Origin of the sequence: Enterococcus sp. GC34, from assembly GCF_040886645.1 — a bacterium.
GTDB classification, from domain to species: Bacteria; Bacillota; Bacilli; order Lactobacillales; family Enterococcaceae; genus Enterococcus; species Enterococcus faecalis.
This window is the reverse complement of the sequence record NZ_JBFOEF010000017.1, coordinates 1-12,901: the sequence shown is the minus strand read 5'-3', so window position 1 is coordinate 12,901 and position 12,901 is coordinate 1. Positions and strand designations below refer to the sequence as shown.

The following is a 12,901-nucleotide window of genomic DNA, read 5'->3' as shown; positions in this document are numbered from 1 at the left end:
CGAAAAATGAAAGTTTTTTGAGAAACACTCTTTTTTTATCTTAATAATTATGGTAGTATGTCCCAAACTGTATTTTATTTTAAAGGAGCGTGAAGTGAATGGTCAAAGCGATTCGGAAATTATCGTTAATTCAAAAAATCATGATAGGGATTGTGATTGGAACCACCTTGGGTTTCTTGGTGCCGGAATGGACCTTCATCAGCGTTCTTGGTGAATTGTTTGTGGGCGCCTTAAAAGCAATTGCGCCGATTTTAGTTTTTGTCTTAATTATTGCGTCGCTGGCCCAACAAAAGGCTGGGGCGAAAACATATGTGGGATCAATTTTAGTTGTGTATCTGTTAGCGACATTTTTGGCAGCTGTTGTTGCCGTGACAGCAAGCTATCTGTTTCCCGTTAAGATTGTCTTGGAGGCGGCGCAAGAAGCGCAAGCAGCCCCAACGCAACTTAGTGATGTTTTAAGTAATGTGTTAACAAGCGTTGTCCAAAATCCGATTCAAGCGATGATTGAAGGCAATTATTTATCTGTTTTATTTTGGTCCTCATTAATCGGCATTGGGCTACGTCAAAGTTCGGTCGCTACCAAGGATGTGATTGCCAATCTTTCAACAGGGATTACCACGGTCGTTCAAATGATTATCGGCATTGCGCCAATTGGAATTCTAGGTTTGGTGTTTCATTCGGTGGCAACCACAGGCATTGCAGGGTTAGCCAAGTATGGTCAGTTACTATTATTGTTAATTGGTACGATGGCCGTGGTTGCTTTAGTCGTTTATCCAGCGATTGTTTTTTGGAATATTCGGCAAAATCCGTATCCGTTAGTCTTTTTTGTATTAAAGGAAAGTGCGATTCCCGCATTCTTTACACGCAGTTCTGCGGCCAATATTCCCATTAATATGGAATTGGCGAAAGCAATGGATTTAAATGAAGAATCTTATGCGGTCTCTATTCCGCTAGGCGCAACGATTAATATGGGCGGCGCAGCCATTACGATTACTATTATGACATTGGCGGCAGTCCACACATTAGGCATGTCCGTACCAATCTATTTAGCATTATTGTTGAGCATCATCGCCGCTGTTTCTGCTTGTGGGGCTTCAGGAATTGCTGGTGGCTCCTTGTTGTTAATTCCGCTTGCATGTAGTTTGTTTGGTATTTCCAATGACATTGCCATGCAAGTCGTCGGCGTTGGCTTTATCGTCGGCGTAGTCCAAGATTCCATTGAAACTGCGTTGAACTCTTCTAGTGACTTGTTGTTTACCACCTCAGTTGAGTTAGCAGACCGACGTAAAAATGGTGAAATCATTGATGTCAAAGCATTAATTGGCAAAAGTCAATTGGTGGTCGAACAAGAAAATATTTAAAAGAAAGGAGGTCGGGACAGAAGTGTTTAACTCCGAGAAATAAGAAGGAATTTCCGAAAATTGTTCTATAATTTTTGGAGAATTTCGGCTTATTTCCGAAGGAGTTGCTTCTGTTCCCGCCGTTTATCAATTTTTAAGCCTGGGACAAAAATCCAAAGTGATTTTTGTCCCAGGCTCTTTTCTTTAATAATCTCGGCCCCATTTTTTTCAGGGGCCACTGAAATTATCGACCATTTTATGAAGAAAATCCTCTCTATAATAAAGGTATCAAGTAAATAGGAGGTACACGAAATGAAATGGTATCAACTTTCCTCAACAAAAGTAATCGAGCAGACTAAGACGAAGCAAACGGGTCTTTCTAGCGAAGAACGTCAGCAACGTTTACAAACGAATGGTCCAAATAAAATTGAAGAAAAACAACAACTGAAAACGTGGCAAAAGCTAGCCAAACATTTTACAGATTTACTAATGGTGGTCTTACTCGCTGCCGCAATTCTAAAATTTGCCACAGGCGAAGTGGTCGAAGGAAGTATCATTTTTCTAGTGGTACTTGTCAATGGCTTTGTCGGTTATTGGCAAGAGCGTAAAGCAGAAGAATCATTAGACGGCCTGAAACAGATGATGGGCCAAGAGGCAGTCGTTCTAATTGATGGACAAAAAACAACCGTTTCTTCTGAAACATTGGTTCTGGGAGATGTAGTCACGTTACAAGCTGGCGATGTAGTCCCAGCAGATTTGCGCTTATTTGATGTTCATAATCTGATGATTGAAGAATCAATTTTGACAGGCGAATCAGAAGCCGTGGAGAAAATTACCGGTTCCTTGAATGAAGAATTGCCAACAGGCGATCAAAAGAATTTGGCTTTTTCAGGAACACTTGTCCAAGCAGGTTCGGCCTTAGGTGTTGTAGTAGAAACAGGAGATTCCACTGAAGTTGGAAAAATTAATCACGCGTTGCAGTCAGTAGATCAAAAAACAACGCCGCTCGTACGGAAAATGCACCAATTAAACAAGCAAATTTTCCAAGGGATTATGGTCTTGATCTTGTTTCTGATTTTCTTTACCACTTTTCGTCATGGCATGGAATGGAGCCTCTTATTTTCTGCGATGATTGCATTAATTGTAGCAATGATTCCAGAAGGCTTACCTGCTGTGTTAACGATGATTTTATCGATGGGTGTTCATGAGATGGCTAGAGAAAATGCGATTATTAAAGGCATGCCTTCCGTTGAAACATTAGGTTCAATGACAGTTATCTGTTCAGACAAAACAGGAACGCTAACTAAAAATGAAATGACGGTAATGGATGTAGTGACTGAAGAAATGGCCATTGTCAAAGAGATTATGGCCAACTGTCAAGAATTGAAATTACAAGACCAACAAAAAATCGCCGACTTGCAAGGGAATCCTACCGAGTTAGCTTTACTACAATATGTTGATCAGGATCAACTGTCTTTACGCCCTGTAGAAAAGAAAATTCCGTTTAGTTCAAGTTATAAATACATGGCCACTCGCCATCCGCAAGCAGAAGGTTCAATTATTTATGTCAAAGGTGCGCCAGAAGTATTGTTACAACTTTCTACGTTATCTGATAATCAAAAAGGTGCTTGGCAAGCACAAGCTGCGCAATTAGCGCAAAAAGGACAACGGGTATTAGGTTTCGCTTATAAGACAGTTACGTCACAACAGGAACTGACACATGAAACATTGTCAGGATTGACGTTTGCTGGACTGGCAGGCATCATCGATCCGCCAAAAGAAAGTGCCATTCAAGCCGTCAAAGAATCTCAAGAAGCAGGTATTTCCGTCAAAATGATTACCGGAGACCATAAAGATACAGCGCAAGCCATTGGCGAGCAAGTTGGTTTAAAGCATACGAAAAAAGTCCTTGAAGGATTAGAAATTGATGCTATGTCAGATGAAGAATTAGCTCAGCACGTTCAAAAAGTCGATGTATTTGCACGAACGACGCCAGAACATAAATTACGAATTGTCACGGCTTTACAAAACAATGGTGAAATTGTCGGGATGACCGGCGATGGCGTGAACGATGCGCCAGCACTAAAGAAAGCCGATGTCGGAATTGCCATGGGAATTAAAGGAAGTGAAGTAACCAAACAAGCCGCAGATATGGTTTTGGCAGATGATAATTTCCATACGATTGCTAAAGCCGTGAAAGAAGGACGCCGCATTTTTGATAACTTGAAAAAGACGATTACCTTCTTCTTGCCAACCTCTTTAGCACAAGGTTTAATTGTTGTCTGGGCGCTTTTAATGAATCATCCTCTACCGTTGACACCTGTCCAGATATTATGGGTAAACATGGTAACTACGATTACTTTGTCTTATGCATTAGGTTTTGAAAAAGCGAGTGCTGATACCATGAAACGACCACCAAGAGATGTCAACGAAGGCATTTTAACAAAGTACAGTATTTTTAGAATCATCTATGTGTCGGTACTCATTATGGTACCAGGTTACCTCATGGCGTTACAATTTGAGGGCCAAGCCTTACAGCAAACGTTCCTCTTACAAAGTATCGTCTTAGCGCAAGCAGCGTATATGATCAACTGTCGTAAGTTGGTTGATCCGTCGTTAAGCACAGGATTTTTCCAAAATAAAGTGTTGTTTGCTTCATTAGGAATCCTCTTTTTACTACAAGCGCTAGTAGTTTACTGGCCAGTAGCGCAGCAATTAATTGGCACAACTTCTTTAAATGGCCTTCAATTAGCAATGATTTTCGTCCATGTTGTGAGTCTGTTTTTCCTTGTTGAAGGGGAAAAATATATAACCAAACGATTCATGACGAAAGAAAGCCAAAAAACTAGCGAATGTCCTCGCTAGTTCCTTTAAAAATAAGAATGAAGAGTGAGCTCTGCTAGTCGGCGGAGTTCATTTTTTGTTGGAATTAAAGAGAGATAAAAGACAGGAAGATCAAGATGATCCAAGGGGAAATTGGAAATAATTATGTCGGCTTCATTTAACGTCAACTGGCTTAGTTCCACATATTCAATAGCTTGTAATTTCACACGAGTACCTAAATAAGCAGCTAATTCTTGTTGTAAAAAAGCTTTCCAAGCAGGTTCCCCTTGAAAGAGGAAATAGGCAGTCATCGTTTGCGCCTGAATGGAATAACTGGCTTGTTTTTCTAACAAAGAAGCCAAACTAAGAAAATAAGTCGGTTCTTCAATCGTGGTGTAGCGAGATAAAATCTCCAAAAGTTCTTGGTTGCTCTTTGATAACGCAAGGTCTTCTGCAGCTTGTTCGGTCATTAATTCTTGATATTCCAATTGAAATTGCTCAGAAAGTGTTGGGGACTCGGTATATTTAATGAATAACAATAACAGATTATCCAATAAATTTGTTTGGATTAAATCAGGCCAGGCTTCTTCAGTGGACAAATTAGTGACAAACTGTTGTAACGACTTTCGCAGCTGACTGTAATGAGTGTGGAGCGCAGAAGCCAACGTTTCGCCATAGACATTATCGTAATTCCAGCTTTCTAAGAAACAAAAGAAGGCAAAAAAACTTTCTTCTCCTTGCAAATAGATGCCTTCAGAAGCATAAAGCTTTGCCAAGGACGGTTGATAAAGTTGAAACAAGACATCTTTTGAATCAAAAGAAAATTGACTCACTCGGCAATTGGCTTTGTTGCGAATCGTGTTAATAAAAAACCAACAAGCGCCAAAAATTTCTTCCGTTTCCACCGTCAACTCACTACTGTAAACTTGTTTCAAAAATTGAAAATAATGCTCCTCATGAATCGAATAATCGTCAAAAAAATAATTATTATGAGTAAAAGGCACCAACAAACGATGATAAAAAATCCGAATATTGCTTTCTGCCCCGATTAACTGAATGGTGGCTGTGGTTAGCTGAATCGTTAAATGAAAATCACGTAAGGCCAGATTCATCTTTTTGATATGTCGCTTCAAAGTTTCATAAGAAACACCACTAGTGCTCAAAAAAGAAGTTGTCACCAACTCTTTCGTAAATAGTAGCTCTTTTAATAGCTGAATACTAATGGATTGAGGTAAAAATAATGACCAAAGCTCATTGGTTTGCGCATTCCCCTGATTGCGTAACCGAATACCACTGCTATCGGTTTCAATGGACCAGTCGGCGGGTAATTGACTGCGAATATACTGTAAATCCGAAAAAACGGTTCGCTCTGTCGTTTGAATTTGCGTGGCTAAACGCTTCGCTGTCAGTTGTGGAACATTTAATAACTGTTCCAACAAACGAATTTGCCGAAGCAAATCTTTTTCCGTTATCACACGTTTTAACATGGAGTACATGGCAAAACCTCCTTTTGCTTAAGAATACGGATAAAAAGGGGATTGGTCAATTAAAAAAAGAAGCGAATCGTCATTCCTCGTAATCTTTTTTCGATAAGGAATTAGCGTTGTTTTTGAAAGATAAAAGGAGTACACTGTAAGAGAATTTATGCGTAAAAATAGGAGGCCTACAGTTGGAAGAAGAAGTATTAGCGTTGAAAGTAGTGAATGAGTCGTTAAAATTACCTGGTGTCAAAGTGAATCGAAATGCTTTTTTGACAAAAATGTTTCAAGATAAAGTGGACAATGTACAAGAATTATTTGATGACGGACCAGAAAAAGTTTTATCAAAAAAAGAACTAGACCGAGCTGCCCAAAAATGTATTAACCAAGCAGTTATGCAGTCGAGCGCAATTTCATTTGCGACAGGAATTCCAGGTGGTCTGGCTATGGCAGCTACCATTCCCGCAGATATTGCGCAATTCTATGGCTATTCTTTGAAATTAGCGCAAGAAATTTCTTATATTTATGGCTACCATGATTTATGGAACAATCAAGATGAATTGACAGAAGAAGCCAAAAATACACTGATTTTATACTTGGGAATCATGTTAGGGGTAACGTCAGCTGGTTCGGTCGTTCGGATTTTGTCTAAACGTTTATCTATCCAAGCTGTAAAGAAAATCCCGCAGAAGGCGCTAATGAAAACTTTCTATTATCCAATATTGAAAAAAATATTAGCTATTTTTGGGGCAAAATTAACAAAATCAACTTTTGCGAAAGGTGTTTCTAAAGCAATTCCCGTTTTAGGCGGCGTTGTTTCTGGTGGCATTAATTATGCCTCTATGAAACCAATGGCTATGAGGTTAAAAGATGAATTAAGTAAAAACATAGGCTATACTCAAGAAGATGCAGAAAAAGATCTAGAAATTTTAGAAGCCGATTTTGAAGTTATTTCAGAACAACCTGAAACAGAAACAGCCAAACATGCGGACGATATTTTTAGTAAACTAGAGCGAGCACATGCCTTATTTGAGAAAAAGATTTTGACAGAAGCCGAATATATAAAGCTAAAAGAAACGATTATACAAGAAGGATAATTTAATCAATAAAAAATGGAATCTTTTCAATAAAGATTCCATTTTTTATTGAAAAAGTTGGGGTAATTCATTACACTTACACTGAGGTACTGTGTAAGTTCAAAATTTCTATCTTTTGGAGGTAGACTTCATAAAAGTAATAGTTAGTTTTGAAAGAGGACAACATCTTGAAATCAGAAGTGAATTAAAGATATTTAGCTCTACAGATAATCTCAGACAATAGAGATATCTGTAAACGTTACTAAAGGAGTAGAACAAGATGTCGAAAAAAATATATAGTGCAGGATTAGTCTCACAGCGATTCTGGTTTTATGAGACTAAAGAATATATAGAAATGCTCAATGAAGGTAAAACACATCAAGAAATAAAAAAATTAAGTGAAGAAATCAATATTTTTGGCGCTGCTAGTAGCAGTCGATCAAACGAAACATACAATGCTGCTAAGCGACGTATAAATGTATTAGGAAAAGAAATGCAAGAATTATTTCCTAATTTAAATATAGATAACCAAAAGATTGTTGTACTAATTTCAGTTTTATTATTGAATGATTTGATTCTGGAATTTATGTTAGAAGTTTATCAAGCTCAAATACAAAAGGGCATCTTAAAATTAACAACAACGGATTATAAACAGTTTTTCTCGGAGAAGCAAAGAACGAATGAAATAGTTGCTAGTTGGAAACCTTATACGTATAGTCGTTTAGGTAGTGCTTATAGGAACTATCTTCTTGAATCAGGATTAATTCGTGAAGATAAAGGGATAGAAATTATTACGCCAAAAATGGTGGATTCAAGAGTGTTATCGTGGTTAAAAGCTATCAATCGATTAGATATTGCTAAAGCGATAACGGGGGGAATTTGACAAATGAAAAAGAAAACAATAGAAGAGCGCTTTGATGTCCTGGAGCGGTTGCTAAAGTCGGATGATTTCCTAGCTAACAGAGGCCTAGGTAACGAGATTGGCTACTACATTTTCGATTATAGCCCCAAAAATGAGTTACTAGTTCGAGAATATATTAATCATTTAGAAGCAAAAAATTATCCAGCGAATGATGGCTACACACTTCAAGTATTCAATCTCTATGAAATTATGATGGAATTACTGGAATCGAAAAGATATATCGATATTATCGCTCAATGGGAGAAAAAACATGGAATTATGTTTGTAGCAACACGTATTAACCGTCTATTGAAAATGGAAGAATTTGATGATGCTGAAATGTATTTTACTGATTATATTAGACAACGAGTGAAAGATAATTCAGTAGTTATTTTAACTGGAATTGGTGAAATTTATCCACTAGTAAGGGCCCATTCTGTTTTAAACAAAATGCACCTTGTTTATACAAAACGTCCAGTTATCATGATGTACCCTGGCGAGTATGATCGATTACGCTTAACAATACTAGATACAAATCGTGATGCTAATTATTATAGAGCTTTCAGAATTGATTAGGAGAGTTGAAGATGAAAATTAATGATATGTTCCAAAAAGATATCCATCGAAATATTGAAGGAGTTATCACAGCTTCACAAGCTAGTGAAGAGCAAGTTTATCAAGAGTTGGATGAATATGTAGTTACTAAAGAGTTACAAGGTCAGTTTAGAACGTTTTTTGATGCCTATAAACAAGGCATCAATGGTCATACTAGTAAAATGGGTGTTTGGATACAAGGTTTTTTTGGTTCAGGTAAATCACACTTCTTAAAAATTCTTTCTTATATTCTTGAAAATAAAGAAATAAATGGGAAAACAGCATTTGATTTTTTTACCGAGGGGGACGAATTAACTCGCAAGATTAAAGATCCAATGACAATTGCCGATATGGAACTAGCGGTTAAAACGCCAACAAACGTTATACTTTTCAACGTTGAATCTAAGCATCAAACAGGGATAGAGGGGAAAAATAGTCTAGTAAATGTATTCTTGAAAGTTTTTAATAATAGTCTAGGTTATTCCACTAATCCAAAAGTTGCTGATTTGGAACGTCGTTTAGATAAAGATGGAAAATATAATGAATTTAAAGAAGCTTTTAAAGCTGAACATGGACTTGATTGGATTAATGAACGTCATGAAGTGGACTTCATCCAGGATTCTATGGTGAATGCTCTGTCAAGTATCGGTTATATGACTGAAGATGCAGCAAAAACATGGTTTAATAAGCTAGAATCTGAATATATTATTAGTATCGAAGAATTTGCAGTGATGATTGAGGAGTACTTACAATCAAAAGGGAACAATGAGCATATTGTTTTTTTAGTTGATGAAATTGGGCAGTATATAGGTGGAAACAGTGATTTAACATTGCAATTGCAAACAATAGTTGAAGAGCTAGGCAATAAATCACGTGGTAAGGCATGGGTGATTGTAACAAGTCAACAAGCTATTGATGCAATTACAGATATTGCTGGCTCAGCAGCTTTAGATTTTTCAAAAATTAAAGGTCGTTTCGAAACAACTTTATCATTATCTTCTGCTAATGCCGATGAAGTGATCCAAAAACGTATTCTCGCAAAAAACATTTCAGGACAACAATACTTAGAAGCAGATTATCCTAATCACGAAAGTAACATCAAATCGATGCTAATATTTGAAGATAGTCCTGAACTAAAATTATACAACTCTGCTAAAAATTATGCAGATGTTTATCCATTTGTTCCATATCAATTCAATTTGTTAGCGAATATCCTGACACAAGTTTCAAAACATTCAATTCAAGGAGCCAATCTATCTCGTGGGGAAAGATCACTACTTGCGTTCTTTAAAGAAACAGCGGAGCGAAATGCGGATAACGACAGCGATGTGTTAGTATCTTTAGATCAATTTTATCCTTCTTTAGAAAAATGGCTAAATGAAACAGAAAATGCTAAAGTTATTAAACAAGCAGAAGAAAATACAAACATTGTCTCAGACGGAAAAGACCTATTTAATGTAGAAGTACTAAAAGTGTTATTTATGATTAAATATGTAGATCAAAATATTAAACCAACATTGAATAACATTACAAACTTAATGGTTCGACGTGTAAACGAAGATAAATTAGCTCTTCGCAAGAGAGTAGAATTAGCCTTGAAAATATTAATAAAAGAAAATTTAATTCGTCAAAATTTACAAAATTATGTATTTCAAACAGATGAAGAGCAAGAGGTAACCCGTTTAATCAATCATATTGATTTAAGTGCTACTGACGTTGAGGATAGGTTAGCTCGAGATATTTTAGATGATAAAGTTGGTCGTAATTCATTTTCTTATAAAAATGCAAATGCTTCAGGACGTGCATTTGAAAATCGCTATAATTTTATGTATAACTTTTACGTTGATGATTATGCTTATCGCAAAAATAATAATCCGAATTTAGAAGTAAAAATTATCACACCATATTATAATGAATTGTGGAATAATGAGCCACAATTAATTTTAACAAGTACGAAGAATCAAATGCTGATAAATCTTCCAGTAGATACAGAATTTATGAATCATGTTCAAACTTATCTTAAGGTAGAAAAATATATTACAACGGCGAATGTTTCAAGTGCAATTAAGAATTTCGCGGCGGTAAAAGCCGAAAAAACAGCTGAAAATCAAGAACTAGTGGAATCAATTAATTCTCAATTAAACGATTTTTTGAAACAAGCGACCTTCTATTTTAATAACAGTAAGTTAGAGGTTTCTGGATCCGATTTCAAAGTGAGACTGAATGATGCGTTGCAGCAAATGGCAAAGCTAGTCTATCATAAAAATGATTTGGTGGATGCTGCTGTTTCCGAATCAGACATTAATAGTTTGTTGAAAGATAATGGTACGACTCTTGTAGCATATACAGAAAACCAAAATATTGTAGATGATGTAAAACGATTCATTCAATTACAACACAATCAAAATCTCACAGTTACAATGAAAACGTTGCGAGATAATTATGTTAATCGTGAACCATATGGTTTCATAAATGAAGATTTAGAATGGGCTATTGCCAGATTGTTTAAAGAAGGAAGTATTAGTTTATTTAAAAATGGCATTCCATTAGATACTAACTCTGATATAAATGAGATTTCAAAAGCAATATTTGATCGTAAATCTCCAGAAAAAATTCGTGTTGAACTACGTCAAAAATCAAATGATCTCCAGAAAAAAATGGTGCGCAATTTGGGAGAAGAACTGTTTAATAGTCGGAATATTGTTGATGAAACAAATGATGATACAACACGTATACGCTTTAATGAAAAAGCACAACACATGGTTCGTGATTTACAACGTTTTAAAGATACTTCAGGTCATCATTATCCTCAATCTGACGAAATTGTGGAAGCCATTAAAGTATTGGATCAGGTAATCAATGCAAGAGATACAAAATCATTTTTTGAAGTATTACAAAATAGAGAAGAAGAGTTATTGGACTGGGCTGAGGATTACGAAGACATCCATAGTTTTCATACAAGTTCTCAGAAAAGCATCTGGGATAAAACGAGAGATTACATCGGTCGCATAGAAGATAGTAAAATCAAAGAATCTACAGAAGAAATGAATACAATTATTTCTGAGATGAAATCTATTAGAAAACAAGCGGCACCCTATAAAGATATTCCGAGATTAAGTGAACTGAATAGTAAATTTGAAATAGAGTACATGAAATTTATGGAAGCTAAGTCAGATAAGGCGACTAGTCAGATAAATGTCATTAAAGAATCAGTATTAGAAGATTTGCTCCGTCGTAATTTTGGAGATGACTTTAGAAATGACGTAATCAAAGAATTTGATAAATTAAATGATGAATTGTCAACTGCAAAAACGTTTGATGAGATCATATTAATTCAAGCGCAAGCTGAACCTTTACAGCGAAAATTCACAGCTAAATTTACAACTGAGGAAAATTATCGTCGTGAAGAAGAGGCCAAAAAAATCAGTATAGCCATCAGCAATAACTATGATGAGGATACCAATTCTATGGCAGATAAAATACCTGACGTAATAACTGTAACACCGGTTAAGAAAGTTGAAAATGTTTATGTAAAAGAATTAATCAGTTCTCGTCAACGGATTAAATCGGAAGAAGACATTGATCTCTTCGTGAATAAACTAAAACAAGAATTATTAGCAAAATTAAATGATGATAATGAACTAGACATTTTATTGTAAGCGATAGGAGCATTATAAATGGACAAAAAAGCAATTAAAAAATTCGCCATGGAATCTCGTGTAAAACTTCGTGAGGGAGTTATCAATAAGCTGACTAAGCTAGGCATAACTGAAAGTAATATCGAACCTGTCACAGAATTAGGGAATGACACAATTACAATCTCTTCAAGTAAACAACGTTACACAGGAAAAGATGTAATAAATCGTACAAAATTAGTAGAAGCGTTAAAAGCAAGAGAGAAACAACTTGATTTAGGCGAAAAGAAAAGTAAAGCGATTGCGTTTGATAATTTGGTTGAAGAGGTAGCGTATACATGGTTTAACCGTTTAATTGCGATTCGTTTCATGGAAGTAAACAATTATTTGCCAGAACGACAACGTATCTTATCAAGCGAATCTGGCATTCGTGAACCAGATATTATTACGAATCTTTTAAGTTCAAACTTATATGCAGAAATGGATCCTGCTACAAAAAGTCGAGTAGTGGATTTAATGTCAGATAACTCAGCAGCAGCTGTAGACGAACTTTACCAATTAGTATTTATTAAACAATGCAATAGTTTGAATCAGTTACTGCCAGACCTTTTTGAAAAAATTGACGACTATACTGAGCTTTTGTTTACGATTTCTTATATTGATGAAAATGGTGTTATTGCAAGCTTACTATCAATCCCAGAAGAAGACTTTGACGTCAGTAAAGAAGGACAAGTCGAAATTATTGGTTGGATGTATCAATACTACAATACTGAGCCGAAAGCTGAGGCAATGAAAGCGCAGAAGAAACGGAAAAGCCGTGCAGATGAAATTCCTGCGCTAACTCAATTGTTTACGCCCGATTGGATTGTGAGGTATATGGTTGAAAATTCACTTGGACGTTATTATATTGATCAAAAACTAGCAATGCCTACTGAAACACGTACAGAAAAAGAAATTGCAGACGAATTTGGTTGGAAATACTATTTACCGACAGCAGAACAACCCGAGAATGTACAATTACAAATTCAAGATGAACGTAAAGATAAAAATGTTA

Annotated in this window: 7 protein-coding genes and 1 pseudogene; 7 read left to right on the top strand and 1 reads right to left on the bottom strand. The window is 36.1% G+C overall.

Translation table 11 applies throughout. The annotated features are described in order from the left end of the window. The first annotated feature begins 98 nt into the window (after positions 1–98). Positions 99–1,361: a serine/threonine transporter SstT gene (gene sstT, locus AB3I72_RS13120; RefSeq protein WP_002355037.1), complete on the top strand. Its 1,263-nt coding sequence runs from the start codon at positions 99–101 to the stop codon at positions 1,359–1,361. Between the two features lie 291 nt (positions 1,362–1,652). Further along, on the top strand, positions 1,653–4,205 hold the full coding sequence (locus tag AB3I72_RS13115) for a cation-transporting P-type ATPase (protein ID WP_078122580.1): 2,553 nt from the start codon (positions 1,653–1,655) through the stop codon (positions 4,203–4,205). A 5-nt stretch (positions 4,206–4,210) separates the two neighbouring features. On the opposite strand, the gene AB3I72_RS13110 is transcribed toward AB3I72_RS13115, so the two are convergent. Next, on the bottom strand, positions 4,211–5,650 hold the full coding sequence (locus AB3I72_RS13110) for a helix-turn-helix domain-containing protein (protein WP_179114996.1): 1,440 nt from the start codon (positions 5,648–5,650) through the stop codon (positions 4,211–4,213). A gap of 182 nt (positions 5,651–5,832) precedes the next feature. Here AB3I72_RS13110 and AB3I72_RS13105 point away from each other — a divergent pair, with 182 nt between their 5' ends. The 5 genes and pseudogenes from AB3I72_RS13105 to AB3I72_RS13085 all read left to right on the top strand — a co-directional run. After that, positions 5,833–6,738, top strand: coding sequence for an EcsC family protein (locus AB3I72_RS13105; RefSeq protein ID WP_002397582.1), 906 nt, complete (start codon positions 5,833–5,835; stop codon positions 6,736–6,738). 259 nt (positions 6,739–6,997) lie between these two features. Then, positions 6,998–7,600 carry a DUF1819 family protein gene (locus AB3I72_RS13100; protein ID WP_078122583.1) on the top strand — a complete coding sequence of 201 codons (603 nt, stop codon included), beginning with the start codon at positions 6,998–7,000 and terminating at the stop codon, positions 7,598–7,600. A 3-nt stretch (positions 7,601–7,603) separates the two neighbouring features. Beyond that, positions 7,604–8,194, top strand: a complete 591-nt coding sequence (locus tag AB3I72_RS13095) for a DUF1788 domain-containing protein (RefSeq protein ID WP_002397584.1) — start codon at positions 7,604–7,606, stop codon at positions 8,192–8,194. Between the two features lie 11 nt (positions 8,195–8,205). Further along, complete coding sequence (gene brxC, locus AB3I72_RS13090; RefSeq protein ID WP_078122584.1) at positions 8,206–11,871, top strand: BREX system P-loop protein BrxC; 3,666 nt, start codon at positions 8,206–8,208, stop codon at positions 11,869–11,871. Positions 11,872–11,889: 18 nt separating this feature from the next. Continuing rightward, a pseudogene (locus AB3I72_RS13085) lies at positions 11,890–12,901 on the top strand (restriction endonuclease); the annotation flags it as partial.

Bases quoted from the DNA above. Each gene is read 5' to 3' on its own strand.
- AB3I72_RS13115 (WP_078122580.1), top strand. From the start codon at position 1,653: ATGAAATGGTATCAACTTTCCTCAACAAAAGTAATCGAGCAGACTAAG.
- AB3I72_RS13110 (WP_179114996.1), bottom strand. From the start codon at position 5,650: ATGTTAAAACGTGTGATAACGGAAAAAGATTTGCTTCGGCAAATTCGT.
- brxC (WP_078122584.1), top strand. From the start codon at position 8,206: ATGAAAATTAATGATATGTTCCAAAAAGATATCCATCGAAATATTGAA.
- sstT (WP_002355037.1), top strand. From the start codon at position 99: ATGGTCAAAGCGATTCGGAAATTATCGTTAATTCAAAAAATCATGATA.
- AB3I72_RS13100 (WP_078122583.1), top strand. From the start codon at position 6,998: ATGTCGAAAAAAATATATAGTGCAGGATTAGTCTCACAGCGATTCTGG.
- AB3I72_RS13095 (WP_002397584.1), top strand. From the start codon at position 7,604: ATGAAAAAGAAAACAATAGAAGAGCGCTTTGATGTCCTGGAGCGGTTG.